Genomic DNA, 24,484 nt, shown 5'->3' with positions numbered 1-24,484 from the left:
TTACCGCATGGTATACCTTTCTTGCAGTTCTTCGCGTATGCAGAGAACGACAACCCAGCTAATAGAAATGTACCAATGGTTATCCTAACCAACGAAGACCAGCCCATAAACCACCCTTCTTTAAGATTGTCCCTGCATGATACCATACTTAAATTGAGGGAATAGAAGCCATAAAGCCCGTTGGTGGTAAGATACGCGCGGAGCGACAGAATCAGGGATGATTGTCAGTTAGGATTCCCAGTTAAGGCCATCAATCACATAAGAAACTGAGAAAAGCGGGAACTTATGCAGATAACGTTTGGTGATCCCGCCGCTCTTCTCATGACCTACCGTCTGCTGTAGGTGAAGAATATTCGTCACCCATCCAGCCATCGCAGCAGAGCAAACCGAGTGTCGAATGGAATGCAGCAACCTCCGTTGTCCGTAATCATCCAGATACGCAATCCCAAGTTGATCACGGAGATCAGCAAACATTTTGCCTATCTTTGTCATGTTCGTACCAGCAACTTCTGAGAAAATCCGCTCTTTCCACTGGCGATCAACATAATCCATAAATCCCCATTCGATCAGCTTAGGGTGGATTACCACTTGCCGCGTTGCATTTTCTGTTTTCCCCTGCCCTCCCTCTGCAATCAGGAAGTAATGCCGTTGGCTGTCTTCATCGAATTTAATCTGTGACTTCTCCAGTTTGGCAATCTCGCCTCTTCTGGCTCCGGTGTATGCCAAAAGCAATGTGATCCACTTTTGCCAATTATCAGGCTGTATAAGCGCCCACCCCACAAACTTTTTCATTTCTGTTGTGCTGTATGCGCCAAATCTTGCTTTAGAAGGTGCAGCCACTACGCCATCAGTTGGCGACTTAGATAAAATGTCTTTGTTTTCTGTGAGGAAGGTTTTGAACAGTGATTTATAAATCTTGAGATGCTTATGGATGGCCTCAACACCAACAAGATCATCCGGTGGCACATCATCACATTCTATCAATTGCTGAATGGACATTGAGCGATAAGGCTGAACAACGCGCTTAGGGAGATTTTCAACGACTTCCATGACCTGTTTAATGTCCTGTTTGGTGATCGCCGCGACATCAGTTTCTCCTCCCAGGACGGTTAGCAACACTTCCATGTAACGCTTATTTGCCATTGAGATCGATTTCGTCCAGTCGCGCCCCTTTTCGTCTTTGTACATCGCCCACGCATCCGAAAGGGTTAGCACTTTTTCTGGTTCAACTTGCGATTGAGATTCCACTATTTCAGCAGGAACAACTATCGGCTGGTGAGGTAAAAGTGGGTTTCTTGCAGCCTTGCGTTCTGATGCAACCAGATTTGACAAGAATGATTCGAACACTGGGAGCGGCGTAACTAATGATTTAACAAAAGGGATGTGAGGAATGATGCTAACCATCAAAGCAGATGCTTCGCGGTAGCTGTCAGTAGATAGTGATTTTTTATACGAACGTCCATCCGATAAGCGGATCTGGATGTAGTAGTTACCGTATCTCTTGAAGGTGTACGGAAGTAATTTTAACCTCATAGACAAGCCCTTTTTGTACCTCAAGTGCATTACGCACGGACAAAAAGAGAGTCAATCTTATGATAAGTAGGCCGAATTTCGGCCCCCTACGCTGGCATTATCCAGATCAGGTGGTACGGGTATTTCTCAGCCTTCACAAAGAAGGGCACCCCGAGTCATCGATAAATCATTTGTTGATGGCTGTGTAAGCCATCCCGCACAGGATACTGACAGGGGGTAAGGTTGTAAATCACGATGACCAGTCGTGGACGCTCACAATAGTGGGAAATAACATGTCGAAAACAATCTGTATTGTTGATGGCTATTCAACAGGCGCAGAGCTGGCCCCTATTTTCGAGAAAAAAGGCTGGCGCTGCGTTCATATTCAAAGCAATGCGGCGATCCCGGGGGACTATCTTTTATCATATCGTCCACAGACCTATGATCAGCATTTAATCTTAAAAGAGACGTCTATTTTAGCTATGCAGGAACTGGCACGATGTCTCTCTTTATTTGCTCCCGACAGCTTAAGATAGCGAAAAATCTTATCTTGCGCGGGCTGCGCTTATCGGATATTGCCGCCAGTCTTCACTTTGCCAATCAGCATTATTTCACCCATAGCTTTAAAGAAATGTTTACTGTTACGCCGGGCCAGATGTCGCGGTTATTTAAAGGGGCGTGATTAACCCACGTTCTGCTTACGCGCCAGCTCAGCGACCGTCATGGTAAATATCACCTTAGTCTTTGTCTCATTCGCATAATGGTGTGGCACGTCGGTTTTTGCCACCGCCGAATGACCTTTTGGCAGCACAAATTCATGTTCCTCTATTTTTAACGTTAACCGCCCCTGCTCCACGTGAAACAGCTCAAACGTGCCCTGCGGATGGCCCGGCGAAGTAAAGCGTTCGCCGGGGAACATCTCCCAGCGCCAGAGTTCCACCATATCCGCCCCACTGGTACCCGCCAGCAGGCGCGCGGAACCGCCCTTTTTCCCCGTCCACAGTGTCGGGATGTCGTCTTCGGCGATCACATGTACGCTGGGCTTGCTGGCGACATCAACAATGTCTGCCACCGACACGCCCATCGCGGCGGATACTTTGCAGAGAATGGCGATGCTGGGGTTGGCCGCGCCTTTTTCGATCTCCACCAGCATACCTTTGCTGATCCCCGCCCGCTGGGCCAGAGTGTCTAACGTCAGTTTTTGCTGCTGCCGAAAGGCGCGGATACGTCCGGCGAGCGCTTCGCTCACGCGGTCAACGTCGGCACCCTCAACGGTCAGTATATTGACTTTATTGGTCACTGGTCATTACCATGGTCTGAAATAGTCATTAAAGGATTATCCAATGTTAACTGTGACACCGTCAATCGATCCCGCCGTGGCAGCCCTTGCGCCCGGTTTCCGCGCCCTGAGCATCGTGGTTGAAGCTGGCGCACTGGTTCATCCGGAAGTGGGCGCTCAGGCGCTTACACAGGCTTGCCTGGCCGTCAACGCGCAGGATGTTCCCTGGGCCGAGGCGCACCTTGCCGCCTGGGGAACGGTTTTTAAAGCCTTCGGCGCGAAACCAAAACGGACCCCCTGTTCGGCGGAAGCCCTGCGTAAGCGCGTGCTGCGCGATGGCACCCTGCCCGCCATCGATCCGGTAGTCGATCTCTATAACGCCATCAGCATTCAGTATGCGATCCCGGTAGGGGGCGAAAATATCGCGGCCTACCGGGGGCAGCCGCGGCTGGTCATCGCCGATGGCAGCGAGACTTTCGATACCGTTAAAGAAGGTGAAACCGTACTGGAACATCCTGAGCCGGGGGAAGCGATCTGGCGGGACGATACTGGCGTAACCTGCCGACGCTGGAACTGGCGTCAGGGCGTGCGTACCCGTCTGGACGCCAGCGCCACGCAGATGTGGTTCATCCTCGAAAGCCTGCCGGAGATGCCGCTGGCGGCGCTGCATGAGGCCGGAGACGCATTGATCGCCGGGCTTAAGGCGATGATGCCGGAGGCGAAAATCAGTCAACAACTTATTGGCACGGAAAAGGGGTAATGCCCGGCTGATTTTCACTCCCGGAGGATAAGTCCTGCTTTTTGCATCGGGTGTTTCATGCGCCGGGGGACGGCTATGCTTAGGCTATTCGCACAACGTACTGGAGTAGTTATGAAAGCAATCGCCATCACCGCCGCTGCGCAGAACGGCAGCAACCTCGATTTTCTGCGTGACATTGACGTCGATAAGCCCGTCGCCCGGGGCCACGATCTGCTGGTGCAGGTTAACGCCGTTTCCGTAAACCCGGTGGATACCAAAGTGCGTGCCGGATTCAACGCCGACGAACCGCGCATTCTCGGCTGGGATGCGGTAGGCGTTGTCACGGAGGTGGGCGACGCAGTGACGCTGTTTGCGCCTGGGGATACCGTCTGGTACGCCGGGGCGCTGACCCGTCCGGGCAGCAACGCAGAATATCAGTTAGTTGACGAACGCATCGTGGCGCACAAGCCTACCTCGCTGGATAACGCCTCTGCGGCGGCGCTGCCGCTGACCGCCATAACCGCGTGGGAGATGTTGTTCGATCGCCTCGGCGTGGCGGAAAACGGCAACGAGGGCGATGTGCTGCTGATCGTCGGCGCGGCGGGCGGCGTGGGTTCTATCCTCACCCAGCTGGCACGTAAGCTGACGAAAATGACGGTGATTGGCACGGCTTCACGCCCGGAAAGCCAGCTGTGGGTGCGGGATCGTGGCGCGCACCATGTGATTGACCACAGCAAACCGCTCGGCGAGGAGCTGGCGCGTATCGGCATTCAACAGGTCACTCATGTTGCCAGCCTGACCAATACCCGCGATCACTATCAGCAGCTGATTGATGCGCTGATCCCGCAGGGTAAGCTGGCGCTGATCGACGATCCCGACAGCCTGGATGCCCGTCCGCTGAAAGCCAAAAGTCTCTCTCTGCACTGGGAATTTATGTTCACCCGCTCAATGTTTGAAACGCCGGACATGATCGCGCAGCATCACCTGCTGACTCGCGTGGCGTCACTTATCGACAGCGGCGTGATTAAAACCACGCTCGGCGAGCATGGCGGGGTGATCAACGCCGAAAATCTGCGCAAGGCGCATAAGCTTATCGAGACACAGCGCGCGGTCGGCAAGATTGTCCTCGAAGGTTTCTGAGCCAGGAATCATCCCAAAAGCCTTTCCCGATGAAAGCGAAGCGCGGTTAACGCGCTTCGCGGCTTCTGCTTTGCCCCGCCTTTGCTTACACTTTTTAGCAAAGCGCTGTTGCTTTCAATCATAAATCGCAGCAATGTTAGCGCGCATGATTTACCAGAGGGCGGTATAAAAATAAAACGCCTGTCAAAAACGGAGAGATTATGGGTAAGACGAAAATGTTACTTCTGGGCGCGCTGCTGATGACGTCCGGCGCGGTGCTTGCCGCACCGCAGGGAACCGGTATTCAGAAATATGAAATTCAGGAATTTATTGCCGACTTTACCAAATTTAAACCCGGCGATACGGTGCCGGAAATGTACCGTACCGAGGAGTACAACATTAAGCAGTGGCAGGCACGTAACCTGCCGGCACCGGATGCCGGAAGCCACTGGACCTATATGGGCGGCAACTATGTGCTGATCACCGATGCCGACGGGAAGATCCTGAAAGCCTACGACGGCGAGATTTTCTACCACCGCTGATCGACCGTGCCGGGATAAGACATGCACATACGCAACTGGACAGAGAGCGATCGCCCTTTTCTACGCACGCTTTATTTGCAGGCCCGCCGCCATAGCTGGACATGGCTTGAAGGGGAAGCGTGGCAACTGGAAGATTTCGATGCCGCCACCCTGGACGAGCACATCTGGGTTGCGGAAGAGGACGGGCACCGGCTGGGCTTTGCATCGGTTTCGGTGAGCAATAATTTTCTGCACAACCTGTTTGTGGATCCCGCGTGGCAGGGAAAAGGCGTCGGCAGCGCGTTGCTGGAAAAGGTGCAGTCGGAATTTACCAGCACCGGCGCGCTGAAATGTCTGGCGCAGAACAAGGCGGCGCTGGCGTTTTATCAGCGTCACGGCTGGCATGTTGAAGCGAAAGGCGAATCACCGGAAGGGGAATATGTGCTGCTGCACTACCGGCTACGCTGATGGACAAAAAGAACCCCTCACCGCACGGCGAGGGGTTTTGTTTTTATAGCGCGCGGAAGGCGATCTCGGCAGGGATAACTTCACCCTGCCAGTACAGCTGCGCGGCCACGCGGCCTGCCAGCTTACGGTACATCGCCGTAAATTCGCTGTCCGGGCGGCTGACCACGGTCGGCGTGCCATTATCCAGATCTTCACGCAGGCTGATGTGCAGCGGCATCTGACCCAGAAGCTGGGTGTGATACTGCTCCGCCAGCTTCTCTGCGCCACCGGTACCGAAAATCGGTTCGTGGTGACCGCAGTTGCTGCAAATATGTACGCTCATGTTTTCCACAATGCCCAGCACCGGCACTTCCACTTTCTCGAACATCACGATGCCTTTTTTCGCATCGATCAGCGCAATATCCTGTGGCGTGGTGACCACCACCGCGCCGGTCACCGGCACGTTCTGCGCCAGCGTCAGCTGAATGTCACCGGTGCCCGGCGGCATATCCAGCACCAGATAATCGAGATCCGGCCACAAGGATTCCTGGAGCAGTTGCAGCAGCGCTTTGCTGGCCATCGGCCCGCGCCACACCATCGCGTTCTCGTCAGTGACCAGATAGCCAATGGAGTTGGTGGCAAGGCCATGCGCCATGATCGGTGCCATGTGCGTGCCGTCCGGCGATGTCGGACGTTCACCTTCGGCACCCAGCATCGTCGGGATCGACGGGCCGTAAATATCCGCGTCGAGAATACCGACTTTCGATCCTTCCGCCGCCAGTGCCAGCGCCAGATTGACCGCGGTAGAGGATTTCCCTACCCCGCCCTTACCGGAACTGATGGCGATGATATTTTTCACGCCGTTAATGCCCGGCTGATTTTTCACGCGTTTCAGCGTGGCGATGTTGTGCGACAGTTTCCAGTCGATGGCTTTCGCGCTGGTGATGCGCAGCAGTTCGGCGCTGCACTGCTCTTTCAGCTCTTCAAACGCGCTGCGCCACGGGAACGGCATCAGCAGTTCGATGTGCAGGGTGTCATCAAGCCAGGCGACGTGGTGAACGGCCTTCAGGGCAGTGAGATTATGCGTCAGCGTGGGGTGCTGGAAATTTGCCAGGGTTCCGACAACTATTGCGCGCAAGGCTTCCGGGGATTTGGCCTGGGATTGCGAGTTCATCCCGACTCCTTTGTATTTGTATGATTAGCTCGTTATGCAAGTTTACCTGAAAGAGGCGGGTTTGTGCTTACTTAATAATGGCCGTTTTGGTAATATCAAAACCCCTTTTTTCACAGAAGAAGTAATGTTCACTATGACTCAAGTCGCGAAGAAAATTCTGGTAACGTGCGCGCTGCCGTACGCCAACGGCTCCATCCACCTCGGCCATATGCTGGAGCACATCCAGGCTGATGTCTGGGTCCGTTACCAGCGAATGCGCGGCCACGAGGTAAACTTCATCTGCGCGGACGATGCTCACGGCACGCCAATAATGCTGAAAGCTCAGCAGCTCGGCATTACCCCGGAGCAGATGATTACCGAAATGAGTCAGGAACATCAGACTGATTTTGCGGGCTTTAACATCAGCTACGACAACTATCACTCCACTCATAGCGACGAGAACCGCGAGCTGGCGGGGGTGATTTACGGTCGCCTGAAAGAGAACGGTTTTATTAAGAACCGCACCATCTCTCAGCTTTACGATCCGGAAAAAGGCATGTTCCTGCCGGACCGTTTTGTGAAAGGCACCTGTCCGAAGTGTAAATCCCCGGATCAGTACGGCGATAACTGCGAAGTGTGCGGCGCGACCTACAGCCCGACCGAGCTTATCGAGCCGAAATCCGTGGTCTCCGGCGCAACGCCCGTGATGCGTGATTCTGAGCACTTCTTCTTCGATCTGCCGTCGTTCAGCGAAATGCTGCAGGCGTGGACCCGCAGCGGCGCGCTGCAGGAGCAGGTGGCGAACAAAATGCAGGAGTGGTTTGAATCCGGCCTGCAACAGTGGGACATCTCCCGCGATGCGCCCTATTTTGGCTTCGAAATTCCCGACGCGCCGGGCAAATATTTCTATGTCTGGCTGGATGCGCCCATTGGTTACATGGGTTCCTTCAAGAACCTGTGCGACAAGCGTGGCGATACCGACAGCTTTGATGCGTACTGGAAAGAAGACAGCGAAGCCGAGCTGTACCACTTCATCGGCAAAGACATTGTTTATTTCCACAGCCTGTTCTGGCCGGCGATGCTGGAAGGCAGCGGTTTCCGCAAGCCGACCAACCTGTTCGTCCACGGCTATGTGACGGTGAACGGCGCGAAGATGTCCAAATCCCGCGGCACCTTCATTAAAGCCAGCACCTGGCTGAACCACTTTGACGCCGACAGCCTGCGCTATTACTACACCGCCAAGCTGTCGTCACGTATCGACGACATCGACCTCAATCTGGAAGATTTCGTGCAGCGCGTTAACGCTGACATCGTCAACAAAGTGGTCAACCTGGCGTCACGCAACGCGGGCTTTATCGCTAAACGCTTTGACGGCGTGCTGGCGTCTGAGCTGGCGGATCCGGCACTCTATAAAACCTTCACCGATGCCGCACAGAGCATTGGCGAAGCCTGGGAGAGCCGTGAGTTCGGCAAAGCGGTACGTGAAATCATGGCGCTGGCTGACGTGGCGAATCGCTATGTTGACGAGCAGGCACCGTGGGTGGTGGCGAAACAGGAAGGTCGCGATGCTGACCTGCAGGCGATCTGCACCATGGGGCTTAACCTGTTCCGTGTGCTGATGACCTGGCTCAAGCCGGTACTGCCGGAACTGAGCGCCCGCGCCGAAGCGTTCCTGAACACCACCTTTGAATGGGATGCCATCAACCAGCCGCTGCTGGCGCACAAGGTCAACACTTTCAAAGCACTGTACAACCGTATCGAGATGAAACAGGTTGAAGCGCTCGTTGAAGCATCGAAGGAAGATGTGAAAACCGCCAGCGCCCCGGTTTCCGGCCCGCTGGCTGACGATCCGATCCAGGACACCATCACCTTTGATGATTTCGCGAAAATCGACCTGCGCGTGGCGCTGATTGAAAACGCAGAATTCGTGGAAGGTTCCGACAAGCTGCTGCGTCTGACGCTGGATCTGGGTGGCGAGAAACGTAACGTCTTCTCCGGCATCCGCTCTGCGTACCCGGATCCGCAGCCGCTGATCGGCCGCCTGACGGTGATGGTCGCCAACCTCGCGCCACGTAAAATGCGCTTCGGTATTTCTGAAGGTATGGTGATGGCCGCCGGTCCTGGCGGCAGCGACATCTTCCTGTTAAGCCCAGATGACGGTGCAAAACCTGGCCAACAGGTGAAATAATCCCAAATACGTTTAATTGGGCGCTGTTTATACAGCGCCCTTTTTTTATTGCACTATGATTTCAGGGATGGTGATTATTTCTAATTTAAAGGAGCAGTATGAACATCTTAAAAAAATTGGGCGCACTCGTATTCACAGCGTTTGTGGTTGTTGCCCTGAGCGGCTGTGGCGATAAAGAAGAAAGCAAAACCTTTACCTGGTCAGACGGTAAAACCGATTTATCCCTGACCTATTACTACAAAAACGACGTGGTGCTGCGTCAGACCGCTAAAAATACGCTGCACTATGCCGGTCTGGGCGTAGCGAATAAAGAAGAAGCGATGCAACGTCTGGGACCTGTAAGCGAGAAGTATAAAAATATTAACGGCGTGGAAGAGAGCCTGGATTATGGCGATACTTCTGCAACCGAAACGCTGACCGTGGATTACAGCAAAGTCGATCGTGACGCGCTGCAGAAAATTCAGGGTGCTGAGTTTACCGGTGATGTTAAAGAAGGCGTCAGCATGTCTAAATCTGAAGCCCTGCTGAAGTCACGTGGTTTTAAAGAAGTTAAAGAGTAAGTGTGACAGTGCCCGGCGGCGCAAGCTTGCCGGGCCTACATAAACGCAAATTCCATATCATTCCGTAGGCCGGAGTAAGCGCAGCGCCACCCGACAAAATCCCACGCTAATTCACAATATTTCCTAGGCCGGTGTAAACGTAACGCCACCCGGCAAAACTCCACGCCAATTCACAATATTTCGTAGGCCGGTGTAAGCGTAGCGCCACCCGGCAACAGACCGTTATTTCGCGGCGTGTACACGGGTCGCCAGACCGCGCAGGAAATAACGCAGGAACTGATCCCCACATTCACGGAAATTTTTATGATCCGCGGCGCGCATCATCGCGGTGATCTCCGGCATCGACACGCGGAACTGCTGCTCGGTTAAGATAGCAAGAATATCGTCGGTCTTCAGGTTATAGGCGATGCGCAGCTTTTTCAGCACGATATTGTTATTCACGCGACGTTCCACTGCCAGCGCAGGGGAAGACTCATCCCGGCCACGCTTCTCGTAAATCAGACCATTCAGGAAGCAGGCGAGAAGAATATCCGGGCAACGTACAAAGCCCTCTTCATCTTCTTTACGCAGCCACGGCACCAGCTGTTCTGCGGTCACATCCGCTTCACCCAGCGCGAAAATACGCAGCAGATCTTGATTGTTGAATTTAGAGATGTAGCGGATGCTTCGTAAAATATCGTTACTGATCATAGTGCCTTCGGTGGAGAAAAATACAAAAACGCAGTTTACCACGATCCCCGCGTTTTACAGACCCAGCGCTTCTTTTAGATTTTTCAGATAGCGGCGGCTGACCGGCACAGTGTGCCCTTCGCGCAGCAGCAGTTCCGCCTGGCCATTATCCTCAAAGCGGATCTCTTTTAAGTGCGCCATATTCACCAGATATTGCCGGTGACAGCGCATCAGCGGCGTGCGGCTTTCCAGCGTGCGTAGCGTCAGCTCGGTAAACCCCTCTTTGCCTTCGTGGCTGGTCACGTACACCCCACTCAGGCGGCTGCTGACGTATGCCACATCGTCCATCTGCAACAGATAAATGCGACTGTGACCGGCGCAGGGGATAAACTTCAGCGGCTCCTGATTTTCCGGCAGCACCGAAACGTCCTGCACCGCGCGCTCCTGGCGCAAACGCGCCAGCGTTTTAGCCAGTCGTGCCGTGGCAATGGGTTTGAGCAGATAATCAAAGGCATGCTCTTCGAAGGCTTTCACCGCGTACTCATCAAAGGCGGTGAGAAAGACAATATAAGGGCGATGTTCCGGATCGAGCATACCGACCATCTCCAGCCCGCTGATGCGCGGCATCTGAATATCCAGAAACAGCACGTCCGGGCGCAATTTATGCACCGCGCCAATCGCTTCCACCGCATTGGCGCACTCGCCGACGATCTCAAGATCGCTTTCATCTTCCAGAAGAATGCGCAGATTTTCCCGCGCTAAAGGTTCGTCATCGACAATCAGCACTTTCAACATGCGCTTTCCTCCACAGGCAAACGTAGGGTAATACGGGTAAAGCTATCCGGCTCGCAGGCCACGGCGATCCCGCAGTCATCGCCAAATCGCGCCCGCAGGCGCTTATCTACCAGACTCATGCCCAGCCCGCTGGCGTTGGGTTTCGGCTGGTACAGGCCGGCATTATCTTCAATATCCAGCACCATATACTGCCCGTCGAGGCTCGCCCGGATGGTGATTTCACCGACGCCCAGCAGCTGCGAGGTGCCGTGCTTAATGGCGTTTTCTACGATGGGTTGCAGCGTGAAGGCGGGCAATTTTTGCCAGCCGAGCGCCTCCGGCACACTCAACTGCACCTGCAGACGTGACTGGAAACGCGCCTGCTCGATTTGCAGATAAGCATTCACGTGCTCAATTTCATCCGCCAGCGTCACCACTTCCGATGGCCGCTTTAAATTTTTGCGGAAAAAAGTCGACAGGTACTGCACCAGTTGCCCGGCCTGATCGCTGTCGCGGCGGATCACTGCCATCAGCGTGTTGAGCGCGTTAAACAGAAAATGGGGATTCACCTGCGCATGCAGCAGTTTGATTTCCGACTGGGTGAGCAGCGCTTTTTGCCGCTCATACTGCCCGGCGAGGATCTGCGCCGACAGCAGTTGCGCGATGCCCTCCCCCAGCGTGCGGTTGATCGAACTGAACAGGCGGTTTTTCGCTTCATACAGTTTGATGGTGCCCATCACCCGCTGATTTTCGCCGCGCAGGGGGATCACCAGCGTCGATCCGAGCTTGCACTGGGGATGCAGTGAACAACGGTACGGCACTTCATTGCCGTCCGCATACACCACTTCGCCGGTTTCCAGCGCTTTTTGCGTCCAGCGCGAGGAGATAGGCCGCCCGGACAAGTGGTGATCATCGCCAATGCCTTTAAACGCCAGCAGCTTTTCGCGGTCGGTGATCGCCACCGCGCCAATCTCCAGCTCCTGATACAGCACCTGCGCCACTTTCATGCTGTTTTCTTCGTTAAAGCCCTGCCGCAAAATGCCCTCGGTGGAGGCCGCCACTTTCAGGGCGGTCGCGGAAAACGCCGAGGTGTATTTTTCAAACATCGCCCGTTTATCGAGCAGGATGCGCATAAAGAGCGCCGCCCCGACGGTGTTGGTGACCATCATCGGCGCGGCAATGCTGCTCACCAGATGCAGCGCATCTTCAAACGGGCGCGCGATCAGCAGGATGATCAGCATCTGCACCAGTTCCGCCACCAGCGTGATAGCGCCGGCCGTCAGCGGGCTGAATACTTTATCGGTACGCCCGCGCTTGATCATAAAGCTGTGTACCAGGCCGCCCAGCAGCCCTTCGACAATAGTGGACACCATGCAACTGAGCGCCGTCATGCCGCCCATGGAATAACGGTGCAAACCGCCGGTCAGCCCTACCAGTCCACCGACAACCGGGCCGCCAAGCAGGCCGCCCATCACCGCGCCGATGGCGCGCGTGTTAGCAATGGAATCTTCAATGTGCAGGCCAAGATAGGTGCCGAGGATGCAGAAAATTGAGAAGGTCACGTAGCACAGCAGTTTATGCGGCAACCGGACGGTGACCTGCATCAGCGGAATAAACAGGCGCGTTTTACTCATCAGCCAGGCGATGACCAGAAACACACACATCTGCTGTAGCAGCAGTAACACCAGAGTAAACTCGTACATAGCTGAACACCGAAACCACATAAAGCGCGTAACATACAGGGCGCGCGCGGTTCTTGCTGTGAAACCGCCGGAAAAAATCAAAAAACGTGCCCAAAATCACAATATCGTGCCACATCGTCCCCCTTTCGTACAGGTAGCGAACAAAAAGCGAGCAAATCTGACCCGTTCGGCTAACTGCGACTACAGTTAGACTGGGATCCGGGCAAAGGTGAAACTATGGCGTTATACACCATTGGTGAAGTGGCTCAGCTGTGCGATGTCAATCCTGTCACCCTGCGGGCCTGGCAACGCCGTTACAATTTACTGACGCCCCAGCGTACCGATGGCGGACACCGTTTATTTAATGACGCAGACATTGATCGTATCCGGGAGATCAAACGCTGGATCGACAGCGGCGTGCAGGTCGGCAAAGTCAAAACCCTGCTGTGGAATGGTGCCGCCGACAGCGAATACGACTGGCGGGCGCAGCAGGAGCGCCTGCTGGGCTACCTGCAAAGCGGCAACCTGCCCCGCCTGCGCCTGTGGATCAAAGAGCAGGGGCGCGAGTACTCAGCGCACACTATTATCACCCAATTACTTATTCCCCTGCGCCTGCGCTTGCGCAGCCAGGAGCCGACGCTGCTCGCCATGCTAAGCCTGCTGGACGGCGTGTTAATCAACCATATTTCCGTGTGCCTTGCCTCAACCCGTAAGAAAAACAGCAGCGATGCGCTGGTGGTCGGCTGGAATATTCATGACACGACCCGGCTGTGGCTGGAAGCCTGGATCGCCAGCGAACAGGGGTGGCGAGCCGGGGTGCTGGCCCATTCGCTGACGCAGTTGCGTCCGGAGTTGTTCGAGGGGCAAACCTTAATGGTGTGGTGTGGCGAGGTGCCGACGGTGGCGCAGTTACAGCAGATGGCCAGCTGGCGCGATGCCGGACATGCGATCCAGATGCTCGGAATTTAATGGTTCGTTAACACTTGCGCTTCACGTTATACTCTTTGCGTTAATCATCAGGAGCAGAACATGAACGCGTCAAAAATCCTCGTCACCACCCTCTTTCTACTTATGGCTATCGGCGGCACGGGCGGCGTGATGCTGGCGGGTTACTTCTTTATTCTGCGTGCTTAGTCATCGCGCGCGTCAGGCGCTCGAATCCGCGATCGACAATAATGGCCGCCAGCGCCACCAGTAGCGCGCCCTGGATCACATACGCCGTATTGAAACCGGACAGCCCGATAATAATCGGCGTACCGAGCGTGTTTGCACCGACGGTCGAGGCAATCGCCGCGGTACCAATATTGATGATCACCGAGGTGCGCACCCCGGCTAAAATGACCGGCGCTGCCAGCGGTAACTCCACTTTTATCAGTCGCTGCCAGGCACTCATCCCCATACCTTCCGCCACGCTAATCACCCCGGTCGGGACCGCACTCAGCCCTGCCAGCGTCCCTTGTAAAATCGGCAGCACGCCGTAGAGGATCAGCGCAATAATCGCCGGATCCCGGCCAAAGCCCATCACCGGCACGGCGATGGCCAGCACCGCCACCGGCGGAAACGTCTGCCCGACCGCGGCAATGGTTTCTACCATTGAACGAAATTCCAGCCCTGCCGGACGTGTTACCACGATCCCCGCCCCGACACCGACCATCACCGCGATAACACTGGATACGCCCACCAGCCACAAATGCGCCAGCGTTAAGCTGATAAAGGATTCCTGTTGGTACACCGGGCGCGGTAGCTCGGGAAACCAGGCGCTGAACAGCGCGGCGCTCTGTGGCAGGGCCACCAGTAAGGCGATAAACAGGGCAATAAGCCACAGCAGCGGATCACGGACGATCTTCACCGTTGGCCTCCGTACTGAGCAGATCGCGAAAATGCAGGTTGCCGCAAGCCATGCCCTGCGCATCCACCACCGGCAATACGTCGCGCTGCTGCGCCACAAACGCCGACAGCGCATCACGCAGCGTCAGGTTTTCATGGAGAGGATCGCCGCCGACCGCCTCGCCAGACCGCTGGTAATCCCCGACGCGGCGCAAGGAGAGCAGACGCACGCCCAGCTCGCTGCGGCCAAAGAATTCGCGTACAAAGGGCGTCGCGGGACGGGTCAGCATCTCCAGCGGCGTGCCCTGTTGCACTACGCTGCCGTTGTCCATCAGCACCAGATGATCCGCCAGCTGTAAGGCTTCATCGATGTCGTGCGTCACCAGCACAATGGTACGTCCAAGCAGCTGGTGAATGCGGCGCATCTCCTGTTGCAGCGCGGCACGGGTTACCGGATCGAGCGCACCAAAAGGCTCATCCATCAGCAGCACTTCCGGATCCGCCGCCAGCGCGCGTGCCACGCCGACCCTCTGCTGCTGCCCGCCGGACAGTTCATGGGGATACCGCGAACGCAGCCCAGGATCCAGCCCCAGTAACGCCATCAGTTCATCCACTCGCGCGGCAATGCGCGCCCGCGGCCACTTCTGCAACTGCGGCACGGTGGCAATGTTTTCCGCCACCGTCCAGTGGGGAAACAGGCCTATGGACTGAATGGCGTAGCCCATGCGCCTGCGCAGCGTCAGCATCGGAAAGGAGCGGATCTCCTCACCGGCAAACAAAATCGTGCCGCTATCATGCTCCACCAGCCGGTTGATCATTTTCAGCGTGGTGGATTTACCGGAGCCGGACGTGCCGATCAGCACCGAAAACGCGCCGGTTTTGAAATGCAGATTCAGATCGCTGACCGCATCCTGACCGTTAAATGCTTTGCTGACCTGTCGAAATTCAATCATGCCTGTTTTACCTTCAGCAGCGCGAGCCACAAACCAAATAACGCATCGACCACCACCGCCAGCGCAATCACCGGGATCACGCCGAGCAGCACCAGATCGAGCGCGCTACTCAACAACCCCTGGAAGACCAGCGCGCCAAACCCGCCGGCGCCAATGAGCGCGGCGATCACCGCCATGCCGATCGTCTGCACCGTTACCACGCGCAGACTGCGCAGCAGTAAGGGCAACGCCAGCGGCAGACGCACCTGCAAAAAGCGCTGTCGGGCGCTCATGCCCATACCAGCGGCACTTTCCAGCACCTCGCGCGGCACCTGATTTAATCCCGCCACCACACCGCGTACCAGCGGCAGCAGCGCATAGAGAATGAGCGCGATCAGCGCGGGCGTCAGGCCGGTTCCGGCAATGCCCAGCTGCCCTAACAACGGAAAACTTTTTACCAGACCGGCAAGGGGCGCGATCAGCAGACCAAACAGCGCCACTGACGGCACCGTCTGGATAACATTGAGGACGGTAAACACCGGCCCCTGCCGCGACGGATGGCGATAACACCACAGCCCCAGCAGTACGCCCACCACCAGCGTAGGCAGCAGTGTGCCCATCAGCAACAGCAAATGACGCGACAGGGCATCGTCAAAAACATCCTGACGGTTGGCGTACTCTTTCAGCAGGGAGAGATCGTTGAGGTAGCCGTAGTGCAGCAAAAGCAGCGGCAGGATCCAGATTTGCGCATGTAACAGCCAGCGCCAGACCGGTCCTGCGGTGAGGCGACGAATGGCGTCGCTGGCGGCAAGCAGCGCCAGCGCCATCCATAACCACAGCCCGCTGCCCATCGAGGTACGCGCCAGCGCACTCCCCTCCTGCGCCAGGTCTGTCGCCGCCCGGCCCGCAGCCCACACCAGCGCAATAAACAGCCCCTCGGCGAGGATCAGCGTGGCGGCCAGCGGCCACCTGCGCGGCATAAAACAGAGCGCAATCAAAAGCACAGGCGCGGCCAGCCACAGTAATGACGCCTGTGGCCACAGTTGCCACAACAGACGCGATTCGCCGGACACCAGCCGGTTCGGGGCATAATTTACAAACGGCAGCAGCGAGGCTGCCAGCGCGATCAGCACCAGCAGCAACACCACGCGATTATGACAACGGATCAACACCATCCCATCCTGTGGTTACTTCACCAGTCCTTTTTGCTTCAGGTAGTCAGCGGCAACTTTCTTCGCATCCAGGCCTTCCACCGCGATACTGGCATTCAGCTGTTGCAGCGTTTTTTCATCAAGGCTGGCGAAGACCGGCTTCAGCCATTCATCCAGTTGTGGGTAGTCTTTCAGTACCGCTTCACGCACCACCGGCGTCGGGGCATAAATTGGCTGCACGCCTTTTGGATCGCTCAGAGTTTGCAGGCCCAGCGCCGCCACCGGGCCGTCGGTGCCGTAGGCCATCGCGGCATTCACACCGGAAGTTTGCTGCGCCGCAGCTTTTATGGTCACTGCGGTATCGCCGCCCGCCAGCGACAGCAGTTGATCCTGGCTCAGTTTGAAGCTGTAGGCTTTTTCAAAGGCTGGCAGCGCATCAGCGCGTTCGATAAATTCAGCCGACGCCGCCAGTTTGAACGTGCCGCCCTCTTTCAGATAGCGGCTGAGATCGTCAAGAGAGGTCAGCTTGCCCTTCTCCGCCACGTCTTTGCGCACGGCGATGGTCCAGGTGTTGTTGGCAGGCGCAGGCGTCAGCCACACCAGCTTGTTCTGTTCGGCATCGAGCTTTTTGACTTTTTCATAGCCCTGCTGCGCGTTTTTCCACGCCGCATCGTTTTCGTCTTTAAAGAAGAACGCGCCGTTGCCGGTGTATTCCGGATAAATATCCAGCTCGCCGGAGGTGATCGCCCCGCGCACCACCGGCGTGGTGCCAAGCTGCACTTTATTGACGGTTTTCACACCGTGACTTTCCAGCACCTGCAAAATGATATTGCCCAGCAGCGCGCCTTCAGTATCAATTTTTGAGCCGACTTTAATCGGCCCGGCTGCCTGCGCAGGCAGGCTTACCGCCGCGATTAACGCCAGTGAACCAAGCATTCCCCTGGTCATTCTCATCGTCTGTTCCCCGTTATTTGCCGTCTGCTTTCAGCAGCTTGAGTAAACAGCGTAGACGATATATCGCTATTCTGCGGTGTTCTCTGGCAGCTTTAACGGCACGGTCATCACGCTGGCGGCAAAATAGAGCAGCGCAATCACCCACAGCGTGCCCTCCACGCCCAGCGGTCCGACGCACAGCGTCACAATAAATGGCCCGGCAAAGTTACTCATCCCGGAACCCAGATTAAGACAGGAGATGGCGGCACCTTTGTTTTGCGGCAGCAGCGAGGGGATGAGCGCACTGAGCGGCCCAAAGGCACCCAGGCCGATGGCATAGAGCGCCAGCGCAATGAACAGCGCGGCGTTGCTGTGACCAAAAATTACCGGTGCGTAGCACACGGCCAGCGACGCCAGCCCGCACAGCGTGCCGGAAAACCACATCACGGTCGTGCGCCAGCCGATACGATCCCCCAGCCAGCCGAACAGATAACTGGCAAAAATGTTGACCACGTTGACCAGCCCCCAGATGGTGAGCCATTCGGCGATGCTAAAGCCGAAGCGCGGCAGGTACACGGGCATCAGGATCACCAGTGAAAATTTGCCGATGTCATTAATGGTTTTGACGATCACCGCGAGACGCATTTTCGGCTCGCGCACCAGCACCATGATCCCCTCGCCCATCGCCTGACGGATGCTCTGCCCGCGCACTACCCGAGGCGCATCCCGATTAACGATCAGCGCACAGACTGCGCCCAGGGCGACAAAGATAAAACCACTCAGCAGCGTGACGGTTTCTCCGACGACGTGCAGCATCAGCCCGGAATACCAGGGTCCGACGATGGTCATGCCGACGCCAAACGCGATCCAGAACCACGCCACCGCGCGGCCTAAGATGGCCGCTTCGCAGCGCTGGTTGATCCACACCAGAAAGGAGTAGGCAAACAGCGGATAAGCCACGCCGCGCAGGGCGTAGCTAACCATCATCATCGGGTAGTTGTTGTCCGGCAGGGCGACAAAAATAAAGGGCACCGATCCGGCGAAATAGAGCAGCGTCGCCATCCACATCAGCCGCCGCACGCCGAGCACGCCTGCGCCGATACCGGAAAACCATGACACGGCCGCCACGCAGATCCCGAAAACCGAGGACAGCAGGCTGATGTCAAACGCCGCGAAACCGCGTTGCTGCAGCATCGACGCCAGCCAGCTCTGTTCGATAGTCGCCCCGGTGATAAACAGAAAAACACCGACAAATCCCCAGCACAGTTCGCGTGGTAAGCCGAGGCGCGCCCAGACGCCCTGCTGTATAAAAAGGCTTTGATCCATAAGGTTATCCTTAACAAAATGTTCGTCCCTGAGGGGTGAAGGCCGCATTATGCGGATTACCGTCGACCATTTTTGTGACGCGCTTTCTGAGTCTGGCGAAAACGTACTACAGTGTGCCGATAAATCTTTTTAAGACAGGTAAGCGAGCATCAAATGTCACAGTACTGGTGGAAGGATTTACTCGACCGCAATGGCAGCTGGCAGGGGCTGGAACTGCGGGTGCAGGAAGGAGACGCCCCTGTTCAGGCCATGGAAATGTTGAGCGGCCATCATGGTCGTATGGCGCTTCAGCTCCAGGGAGAAACGCTATTCTGGGCCAGCATGCTTGCGGATCACTCCGGCGTCTGGCTGGTGTTTAATGCCGATCATCCAGGCCAGAAAAATATGTTGCCGCCGGTGACCTCCGCGGATGTGGAGTCGGTCCAGAAGCACGCCGTACAGGATCCGCTAAGCGAATGGTGTCGCTATTTCGCCCGCCAGCTCATGGACGCCCCCACGCCGTTGCTGCCTGCGCGTCGCTGGTTGTTAAGACCCATGATGCCGGTAAGCGCAGTTCCGCGCGCGCTGGCGCAGCCACAGCCCGTCGCCGACTGGCGTTTCGAGTCCCCGGCAAGCGCCGGAAATATCGGCTGCGACTGGGTGCTCTATGGCGAAGATTTCCCTGAGTTAGCGGATCCGCTAAAAGTCAGGCTGGTGGACTGGTGGTGGGGAGGCAATTTATTGCTGGGACGCTACCCGATCGACCGTGACGCGGGACGCCTGAAATGGTGGCGTAAAAAAAGCCGTGAAGGGACGTTGCCGCCGGTGCTGGTCTGGTACATTGCCGGGCTGGCCTCCTTTGTGATCCTCGACGGGCATTATCGCCTGCAGGCCGCCATTGATGAGGGTATTCCTCCGCAATTTGTGGTGCTCAGTGAGCTGAATGAGCGGACGTTTACGCCGGATCCGGACCAGCAGGCGCGGGTGGTTAAGGCATTAGAAATGCAGCAGCGGCGTAATCCGGGGTTTAACGTTGAGGGGATCAATCAGACGTTAATTAATCTTTATGATACCCGCTATCTGTACGCGTCCACCCACAGCCGGGCGATCCTCGGCGAGGGTACGGGCTGGGCGCGGGAGTTGGGGACTTATTTGCAAAAGCACCAGTTAAGTGAGTACCTGGAAAGGATCATGGCACGGGTGAGCGAGTAGCCGGCAGGATAGGCTGTTCAGCGCGAGCAATGCATTGCCCGGCGGCGCAAGCTTGCCGGGCCTACAAAACAGACTTACCACTCCCGGACCAGGTTAAATGCCGCCACCCGGCAGAATGCGCGATGCAGCGCAGGCAAAAAAAACGCCACCGGAGGGTGGCGTTGGGTATCGCGATAAATCGGTTACAGCAGTTCGAACTCGCCCTGCTTCACGCGGGCCGAATCGGTACCGATAAAGACGTTAAATTTGCCCGGTTCCGCGTCGTATTTCATCTGCTGGTTCCAGAACTTCAGCGCCTCAATGTCGATCGGGAAGCTGACGGTCTGCGTTTCACCCGGTTTCAGGGTAATTTTCTCAAAGCCCTTCAGCTGTTTCACCGGACGGCTCATTGAGGCGGTCACGTCCTGAAGATACATCTGCAACACCGTTGCGCCTTCGCGTTTGCCGGTGTTGGTCACCTCAACGCTAGCCGTCACCGTGCCATCGCGCTTCATGGTCGGCGCAGAGAGTTTCACGTCCGACACGCTGAACGTGGTGTAGCTCAGGCCATAGCCGAACGGATACAGCGGGCCGTTTGCTTCGTCGAAGTAGCGTGAGGTGTACTTGTTCGGCTTATCGGCGTTATACGGGCGACCGGTGTTCAGATGGCTGTAGTACACCGGGATCTGCCCCACAGAGCGCGGGAAGGACATCGGCAGCTTACCGGACGGGTTGTAATCGCCAAACAGCACATCGGCGATGGCGTTACCGCCTTCGGTGCCCGCAAACCAGGTTTCCAGGATCGCATCAGCCTGCTGGTCTTCTTTCACCAGCGCCAGCGGGCGGCCGTTCATCAACACCAGCACCAGCGGTTTGCCGGTGGCTTTCAGCGCCGCGATCAGATCGCGTTGACTCTGCGGCAGCGTCAGATCGGTACGGCTGGACGCTTCATGAGCCATGCCCTGGGCTTCCCCGACCACCGCCACCACGACGTCAGACTGATTCGCCGCTTTCACCGCTTCGTCGATCATCGCCTGCGGGGTGCGTTCATCCACCTGCACCGCCGGTTCGTACTGATTCAGGAACGTCACGATGTCTTTGTCGTCGGTGATGTTCGCGCCTTTAGCGACGATCACCTTGCCCTGATCGCCGAGGGCATTTTTGATGCCGGTCAGCACAGTCACGGACTGATCCGCCACGCCTGCCGCAGACCAGCTGCCCATCACGTCACGCTTGCTGTCAGCCAGCGGCCCCACCACCGCGATGGTCGCATTCTTTTTCAGCGGCAGCGCATCGAGGCGGTTTTTCAGCAGCACCAGGCTTTCGCGCGCCACTTCGCGGGCTTCTTTGCGATGCAGACGGCTTTCGGCGTTGGTGTCCTGCGGATCGGTCTCTTTCGCGCCGAGGTGACTGTACGGATCGTTAAACAGCCCCATATCATATTTCACGTTCAGCACGTGACGGGTGGCGTCGTCCAGCTCGGCCATCGTCACCTTGCCGTTTTTGATCAGATCCGGCAGGTATTTACTGTAGTACTCATCGGCCATGCTCATATCGACGCCGGATTTCAGGGCCACACGCACCGCGTCAGCCGGATCGGCGGCGGTGCCGTGTTTGATCAACTCTTTAATGGCGCCGTGATCGGAAATCGTGATGCCCTTAAAGCCCCACTCCTTGCGCAGCAGATCTTTTAACAGCCAGGTATCGGAGGCCGCAGGCGTACCGTTGAGGGAGTTCAGGGCGATCATCACCCCGCCGCTGCCCGCATCCAGCGCCGCTTTGTACGGCGGCATATAGTCGTTGAACAGGCGCTGTGAGCTCATGTCGACGCTGTTGTACTCTTTGCCGCCTTCCACCGCGCCATAAGCGGCGAAGTGTTTCACGCTGGTCATCACCGAATAGCGATCCGCCGGGCTTTTGCCCTGCATGGATTCCACCATGGTTTTGCCCATGCTGGCGGTGAGATAGGTATCTTCTCCGAAGCCTTCGGAACCCCGGCCCCAGCGCGGGTCGCGCGAGACGTCAACCATCGGCGCCCAGGTCATGTTCAGACCATCGTCCGCCGCTTCATAAGCGGAAATGCGGCCGACGGTTTTCACCGCGTCGAGGTTAAACGAGGACGCCAGGCCAAGGCTAATCGGGAAGACGGTACGTTGACCGTGGACCACGTCGTAGGCAAAGAACAGCGGGATTTTCAGGCGGCTAAGCTGCATCGCCTGATCCTGCATGGCACGAATATCCTGGCGGGTGACGGTGTTAAAAATCGCCCCTACCTGGCTTGCTTTGATCATGTCGCGGATGGCTTCTTTCGGGTTATCCGGCCCGACGCTGATAAGACGCAGCTGACCGATTTTTTCATCGGTGGTCATTTTGCCGAGTAATTGGGTGACAAAGGCATCACGCGCTTCCGGCGTAAGGGGATGATTGCCGGTCGTTTCTTCCGCCAGCGCGGGATGCAGCGCCAGGCTCACAGCGACACCTACAGAACATAGCCATTTCATGTCGTATATCTCTCGTAATTACCGCCATACCGGCGGCAGAGCGTGCGAAAAACGCAGTGTGCCATAATCGTAGTAGCTGTTGCAGGGTTATTCTCTTATTTTTCTGACGATTAGTTCCGCGTGATGCATTTTCCCGCGCTATGCTTTAAAGCGTCAATTTTGCCCCGCCACAAGGAGTGGATCATGTCTGGTCATCATGCTGATCATAACGCTGCTTTTCTGCAAGAACTTACCCGCCTCGTGGGCCATGCCCATCTGCTGACTGAACCGGCGAAAACCGCCCGCTACCGTAAAGGCTTCCGCTCAGGCCAGGGCGATGCGCTGGCGGTGGTGTTCCCCGGCTCGCTGCTGGAGCTGTGGCACGTGCTGAGCGCCTGCGTGCGCGCCGATAAAATTATTCTGATGCAGGCGGCCAATACCGGCCTGACCGCCGGTTCAACGCCGGACGGCAATGATTATGACCGCGAGATTGTGATCATCAGTACGCTGCGTCTTGATAAGCTGCATCTGCTGGAAAAAGGCGAGCAGGTGCTGGCGTATCCGGGTACCACGCTGTATTCGCTGGAAAAAGCGCTCAAGCCGCTGGGGCGCGAACCCCATTCGGTCATAGGGTCATCGTGCATCGGCGCGTCGGTGATCGGCGGCATCTGTAATAACTCCGGCGGCTCGCTGGTGCAGCGCGGCCCGGCCTACACCGAAATGTCGCTGTTTGCGCGTATTAATGAAGAGGGTCAGTTACAGCTGGTGAACCATCTGGGCATTGATCTGGGCACCACGCCGGAGCAGATCCTCAGCAAGCTGGACGATGATCGCATCAGCGACGCCGAGGTGCGTCATGACGGTCGCCATGCCCATGACCACGATTACATTACCCGCGTGCGCGACATCACCGCAGACACCCCGGCGCGCTATAACGCCGATCCGGATCGCCTGTTTGAGTCCTCCGGCTGCGCGGGCAAGCTCGCGGTGTTTGCTGTGCGTCTGGACACCTTCCCGGCAGAAAAACGCCAGCAGGTGTTTTATATCGGCACCAATCAGCCGGCGGTGCTGACGGAGATCCGCCGTCATATTCTGGCCAACTTCACCCATTTGCCGGTGGCTGGCGAGTATATGCATCGCGATATTTACGACATCGCCGAGCGCTACGGGAAAGATACCTTCCTGATGATCGATAAACTCGGCACCGACAAAATGCCGCTGTTCTTTACCCTGAAAGGTCGCACCGATGCGATGCTGGAAAAAGTGCCGCTGGTGAAACCCCACTTCACTGACCGGGCGATGCAGAAGCTTGGCAACCTGTTCCCGAACCATCTGCCGCCGCGTATGAAAACCTGGCGGGATAAATATGAACATCATCTGCTGCTGAAAATGTCCGGCGATGGCATTGCCGAAGCGCAAAGCTGGCTGAAATCCTATTTCGCTGATGCAGAAGGCGATTTCTTCGCCTGTACCACCGAAGAAGGGAATAAAGCCTTCCTGCACCGCTTTGCGGCGGCGGGGGCGGCGATCCGGTATCAGGCGGTACATGCGGAGGAAGTGGAAGATATTCTGGCGCTGGATATTGCCCTGCGCCGCAATGACGAGCAGTGGTTTGAAACGCTGCCGCCGGAGATCGACAGCCAGCTGGTGCATAAGCTCTATTACGGGCATTTCCTGTGCTACGTCTTCCATCAAGATTACATCGTGAAAAAGGGCGTCGATGCCCATGCGCTGAAAGATCAGATGCTGGCGCTGCTGCACGCCCGTGGGGCGCAGTACCCGGCGGAACACAACGTCGGTCACCTGTATGAAGCAGCAGAAAGTCTAAAACAATTTTATCGCAGCAATGACCCGACAAACAGCATGAACCCCGGCATCGGCAAGACTTCCAAGCTGAAAAACTGGGTGTAATGCAAACCGAAAGCTGAACCACACAGCGCAGGCCTGGCGCTGTGTGTCGCACTGTGATGCACAGGGTATTCTGTGTTCCTTTTTCGTACTAGAGTAGCGCCACTACGCCAT

General features: G+C 56.5%; 24 protein-coding genes and 1 riboswitch. Of the genes, 12 read left to right on the top strand and 12 right to left on the bottom strand.

Features of this window, described 5'->3' with window-relative positions:
* Positions 1-228: 228 nt before the first annotated feature.
* Entirely contained in the window at positions 229-1,533 is a 1,305-nt protein-coding gene (locus tag KW828_RS19740; RefSeq protein ID WP_218337954.1) for a tyrosine-type recombinase/integrase, read from the bottom strand.
* 67 nt (positions 1,534-1,600) lie between these two features.
* A riboswitch (TPP riboswitch) is annotated at positions 1,601-1,696 on the bottom strand.
* Between the two features lie 109 nt (positions 1,697-1,805).
* Here KW828_RS19740 and KW828_RS19735 point away from each other — a divergent pair.
* Both KW828_RS19735 and KW828_RS22170 read left to right on the top strand, forming a co-directional pair.
* The gene (locus KW828_RS19735; RefSeq protein ID WP_218337969.1) at positions 1,806-2,048 is read left to right on the top strand and encodes a hypothetical protein; all 243 of its coding nucleotides are present in this window, start codon (positions 1,806-1,808) and stop codon (positions 2,046-2,048) included.
* Positions 2,012-2,194, top strand: a complete 183-nt coding sequence (locus KW828_RS22170) for a helix-turn-helix domain-containing protein (protein WP_218337953.1) — start codon at positions 2,012-2,014, stop codon at positions 2,192-2,194. Before KW828_RS19735 ends, KW828_RS22170 begins: the two co-directional genes overlap by 37 nt.
* On the opposite strand, the gene KW828_RS19725 is transcribed toward KW828_RS22170, so the two are convergent.
* Positions 2,195-2,812 carry a helix-turn-helix transcriptional regulator gene (locus KW828_RS19725; protein WP_218337952.1) on the bottom strand — a complete coding sequence of 206 codons (618 nt, stop codon included), beginning with the start codon at positions 2,810-2,812 and terminating at the stop codon, positions 2,195-2,197.
* Between the two features lie 43 nt (positions 2,813-2,855).
* Between KW828_RS19725 and KW828_RS19720 the strand changes: the two genes are divergently transcribed.
* From KW828_RS19720 to KW828_RS19705, 4 genes are all read left to right on the top strand, one after another.
* Positions 2,856-3,551 (top strand): B3/4 domain-containing protein, encoded by a 696-nt coding sequence (locus tag KW828_RS19720; RefSeq protein ID WP_218337951.1) that lies wholly within the window; start codon positions 2,856-2,858, stop codon positions 3,549-3,551.
* A gap of 111 nt (positions 3,552-3,662) precedes the next feature.
* On the top strand, positions 3,663-4,670 hold the full coding sequence (locus KW828_RS19715; protein WP_218337950.1) for a zinc-binding alcohol dehydrogenase family protein: 1,008 nt from the start codon (positions 3,663-3,665) through the stop codon (positions 4,668-4,670).
* 200 nt (positions 4,671-4,870) lie between these two features.
* Positions 4,871-5,191 (top strand): RcnB family protein, encoded by a 321-nt coding sequence (locus KW828_RS19710; RefSeq protein WP_072569095.1) that lies wholly within the window; start codon positions 4,871-4,873, stop codon positions 5,189-5,191.
* Positions 5,192-5,212: 21 nt separating this feature from the next.
* Positions 5,213-5,638 carry a GNAT family N-acetyltransferase gene (locus KW828_RS19705; RefSeq protein WP_218337949.1) on the top strand — a complete coding sequence of 142 codons (426 nt, stop codon included), beginning with the start codon at positions 5,213-5,215 and terminating at the stop codon, positions 5,636-5,638.
* A 43-nt stretch (positions 5,639-5,681) separates the two neighbouring features.
* Here KW828_RS19705 and apbC read toward each other — a convergent pair whose 3' ends face one another.
* Positions 5,682-6,791 (bottom strand): iron-sulfur cluster carrier protein ApbC, encoded by a 1,110-nt coding sequence (apbC, locus tag KW828_RS19700; protein WP_218337948.1) that lies wholly within the window; start codon positions 6,789-6,791, stop codon positions 5,682-5,684.
* Positions 6,792-6,924: 133 nt separating this feature from the next.
* Between apbC and metG the strand changes: the two genes are divergently transcribed.
* Together metG and KW828_RS19690 are read left to right on the top strand one after the other, a co-directional pair.
* Positions 6,925-8,958: a methionine--tRNA ligase gene (metG, locus tag KW828_RS19695; RefSeq protein WP_218337947.1), complete on the top strand. Its 2,034-nt coding sequence runs from the start codon at positions 6,925-6,927 to the stop codon at positions 8,956-8,958.
* Between the two features lie 98 nt (positions 8,959-9,056).
* The gene (locus tag KW828_RS19690) at positions 9,057-9,518 is read left to right on the top strand and encodes a YehR family lipoprotein (protein ID WP_218337946.1); all 462 of its coding nucleotides are present in this window, start codon (positions 9,057-9,059) and stop codon (positions 9,516-9,518) included.
* A 222-nt stretch (positions 9,519-9,740) separates the two neighbouring features.
* Here the strand turns inward: KW828_RS19690 and KW828_RS19685 are convergent, their stop codons facing one another.
* From KW828_RS19685 to KW828_RS19675, 3 genes are read right to left on the bottom strand one after another with little or no spacing between them, the layout of a single operon-like run.
* On the bottom strand, positions 9,741-10,208 hold the full coding sequence (locus KW828_RS19685) for a DUF1456 family protein (RefSeq protein ID WP_218337945.1): 468 nt from the start codon (positions 10,206-10,208) through the stop codon (positions 9,741-9,743).
* Between the two features lie 54 nt (positions 10,209-10,262).
* Positions 10,263-10,982 carry a two-component system response regulator BtsR gene (gene btsR, locus KW828_RS19680; RefSeq protein WP_218337944.1) on the bottom strand — a complete coding sequence of 240 codons (720 nt, stop codon included), beginning with the start codon at positions 10,980-10,982 and terminating at the stop codon, positions 10,263-10,265.
* Entirely contained in the window at positions 10,976-12,664 is a 1,689-nt protein-coding gene (locus tag KW828_RS19675) for a sensor histidine kinase (RefSeq protein ID WP_218337943.1), read from the bottom strand. The genes btsR and KW828_RS19675 overlap by 7 nt, the downstream gene beginning before the upstream one ends.
* A 216-nt stretch (positions 12,665-12,880) precedes the next feature.
* On the opposite strand from KW828_RS19675, the gene mlrA reads away from it, so the two are divergent.
* Positions 12,881-13,612 carry an HTH-type transcriptional regulator MlrA gene (gene mlrA, locus KW828_RS19670; RefSeq protein WP_218337942.1) on the top strand — a complete coding sequence of 244 codons (732 nt, stop codon included), beginning with the start codon at positions 12,881-12,883 and terminating at the stop codon, positions 13,610-13,612.
* Positions 13,613-13,672: 60 nt separating this feature from the next.
* Positions 13,673-13,777: a protein YohO gene (locus tag KW828_RS19665; RefSeq protein WP_088219165.1), complete on the top strand. Its 105-nt coding sequence runs from the start codon at positions 13,673-13,675 to the stop codon at positions 13,775-13,777.
* Here KW828_RS19665 and KW828_RS19660 read toward each other — a convergent pair.
* From KW828_RS19660 to KW828_RS19640, 5 genes are all read right to left on the bottom strand, one after another.
* Positions 13,761-14,492, bottom strand: coding sequence for an ABC transporter permease (locus tag KW828_RS19660; RefSeq protein WP_218337941.1), 732 nt, complete (start codon positions 14,490-14,492; stop codon positions 13,761-13,763). The genes KW828_RS19665 and KW828_RS19660 overlap by 17 nt on opposite strands.
* On the bottom strand, positions 14,476-15,423 hold the full coding sequence (locus tag KW828_RS19655) for an ABC transporter ATP-binding protein (protein WP_218337940.1): 948 nt from the start codon (positions 15,421-15,423) through the stop codon (positions 14,476-14,478). Before KW828_RS19655 ends, KW828_RS19660 begins: the two co-directional genes overlap by 17 nt.
* Positions 15,420-16,577, bottom strand: a complete 1,158-nt coding sequence (locus KW828_RS19650; protein ID WP_218337939.1) for an ABC transporter permease — start codon at positions 16,575-16,577, stop codon at positions 15,420-15,422. The genes KW828_RS19655 and KW828_RS19650 overlap by 4 nt, the downstream gene beginning before the upstream one ends.
* A gap of 12 nt (positions 16,578-16,589) precedes the next feature.
* Complete coding sequence (locus tag KW828_RS19645; RefSeq protein WP_218337938.1) at positions 16,590-17,507, bottom strand: ABC transporter substrate-binding protein; 918 nt, start codon at positions 17,505-17,507, stop codon at positions 16,590-16,592.
* 66 nt (positions 17,508-17,573) lie between these two features.
* Positions 17,574-18,812: an MFS transporter gene (locus KW828_RS19640; protein ID WP_218337937.1), complete on the bottom strand. Its 1,239-nt coding sequence runs from the start codon at positions 18,810-18,812 to the stop codon at positions 17,574-17,576.
* A gap of 153 nt (positions 18,813-18,965) precedes the next feature.
* Between KW828_RS19640 and KW828_RS19635 the strand changes: the two genes are divergently transcribed.
* Positions 18,966-20,003: a hypothetical protein gene (locus KW828_RS19635; protein ID WP_218337936.1), complete on the top strand. Its 1,038-nt coding sequence runs from the start codon at positions 18,966-18,968 to the stop codon at positions 20,001-20,003.
* Positions 20,004-20,185: 182 nt separating this feature from the next.
* On the opposite strand, the gene bglX is transcribed toward KW828_RS19635, so the two are convergent.
* Positions 20,186-22,483 (bottom strand): beta-glucosidase BglX, encoded by a 2,298-nt coding sequence (gene bglX / locus KW828_RS19630; RefSeq protein ID WP_218337935.1) that lies wholly within the window; start codon positions 22,481-22,483, stop codon positions 20,186-20,188.
* A gap of 183 nt (positions 22,484-22,666) precedes the next feature.
* Here bglX and dld point away from each other — a divergent pair, with 183 nt between their 5' ends.
* Positions 22,667-24,373 (top strand): D-lactate dehydrogenase, encoded by a 1,707-nt coding sequence (dld, locus tag KW828_RS19625; RefSeq protein ID WP_218337934.1) that lies wholly within the window; start codon positions 22,667-22,669, stop codon positions 24,371-24,373.
* Positions 24,374-24,484: the final 111 nt, after the last annotated feature.

It is taken from the genome of Enterobacter sp. ENT03 (assembly GCF_019218745.1).
Classification (GTDB): Bacteria; Pseudomonadota; Gammaproteobacteria; order Enterobacterales; family Enterobacteriaceae; genus Enterobacter_D.
Note: the sequence above shows the minus strand (reverse complement) of the source record. Positions and strands in the feature narration are given on the sequence as shown.

What these genes read in the sequence shown, in the direction of transcription:
- KW828_RS19655 (WP_218337940.1), bottom strand. Translation starts at nt 15,423, where the DNA reads ATGATTGAATTTCGACAGGTCAGCAAAGCATTTAACGGTCAGGATGCG.
- metG (WP_218337947.1), top strand. Translation starts at nt 6,925, where the DNA reads ATGACTCAAGTCGCGAAGAAAATTCTGGTAACGTGCGCGCTGCCGTAC.
- KW828_RS19665 (WP_088219165.1), top strand. Translation starts at nt 13,673, where the DNA reads ATGAACGCGTCAAAAATCCTCGTCACCACCCTCTTTCTACTTATGGCT.
- KW828_RS19705 (WP_218337949.1), top strand. Translation starts at nt 5,213, where the DNA reads ATGCACATACGCAACTGGACAGAGAGCGATCGCCCTTTTCTACGCACG.
- KW828_RS22170 (WP_218337953.1), top strand. Translation starts at nt 2,012, where the DNA reads ATGTCTCTCTTTATTTGCTCCCGACAGCTTAAGATAGCGAAAAATCTT.
- KW828_RS19640 (WP_218337937.1), bottom strand. Translation starts at nt 18,812, where the DNA reads ATGGATCAAAGCCTTTTTATACAGCAGGGCGTCTGGGCGCGCCTCGGC.
- KW828_RS19645 (WP_218337938.1), bottom strand. Translation starts at nt 17,507, where the DNA reads ATGAGAATGACCAGGGGAATGCTTGGTTCACTGGCGTTAATCGCGGCG.
- KW828_RS19740 (WP_218337954.1), bottom strand. Translation starts at nt 1,533, where the DNA reads ATGAGGTTAAAATTACTTCCGTACACCTTCAAGAGATACGGTAACTAC.
- mlrA (WP_218337942.1), top strand. Translation starts at nt 12,881, where the DNA reads ATGGCGTTATACACCATTGGTGAAGTGGCTCAGCTGTGCGATGTCAAT.
- dld (WP_218337934.1), top strand. Translation starts at nt 22,667, where the DNA reads ATGTCTGGTCATCATGCTGATCATAACGCTGCTTTTCTGCAAGAACTT.
- KW828_RS19690 (WP_218337946.1), top strand. Translation starts at nt 9,057, where the DNA reads ATGAACATCTTAAAAAAATTGGGCGCACTCGTATTCACAGCGTTTGTG.
- apbC (WP_218337948.1), bottom strand. Translation starts at nt 6,791, where the DNA reads ATGAACTCGCAATCCCAGGCCAAATCCCCGGAAGCCTTGCGCGCAATA.
- bglX (WP_218337935.1), bottom strand. Translation starts at nt 22,483, where the DNA reads ATGAAATGGCTATGTTCTGTAGGTGTCGCTGTGAGCCTGGCGCTGCAT.
- KW828_RS19720 (WP_218337951.1), top strand. Translation starts at nt 2,856, where the DNA reads ATGTTAACTGTGACACCGTCAATCGATCCCGCCGTGGCAGCCCTTGCG.
- KW828_RS19735 (WP_218337969.1), top strand. Translation starts at nt 1,806, where the DNA reads ATGTCGAAAACAATCTGTATTGTTGATGGCTATTCAACAGGCGCAGAG.
- KW828_RS19650 (WP_218337939.1), bottom strand. Translation starts at nt 16,577, where the DNA reads ATGGTGTTGATCCGTTGTCATAATCGCGTGGTGTTGCTGCTGGTGCTG.
- KW828_RS19710 (WP_072569095.1), top strand. Translation starts at nt 4,871, where the DNA reads ATGGGTAAGACGAAAATGTTACTTCTGGGCGCGCTGCTGATGACGTCC.
- KW828_RS19635 (WP_218337936.1), top strand. Translation starts at nt 18,966, where the DNA reads ATGTCACAGTACTGGTGGAAGGATTTACTCGACCGCAATGGCAGCTGG.
- btsR (WP_218337944.1), bottom strand. Translation starts at nt 10,982, where the DNA reads ATGTTGAAAGTGCTGATTGTCGATGACGAACCTTTAGCGCGGGAAAAT.
- KW828_RS19675 (WP_218337943.1), bottom strand. Translation starts at nt 12,664, where the DNA reads ATGTACGAGTTTACTCTGGTGTTACTGCTGCTACAGCAGATGTGTGTG.
- KW828_RS19715 (WP_218337950.1), top strand. Translation starts at nt 3,663, where the DNA reads ATGAAAGCAATCGCCATCACCGCCGCTGCGCAGAACGGCAGCAACCTC.
- KW828_RS19685 (WP_218337945.1), bottom strand. Translation starts at nt 10,208, where the DNA reads ATGATCAGTAACGATATTTTACGAAGCATCCGCTACATCTCTAAATTC.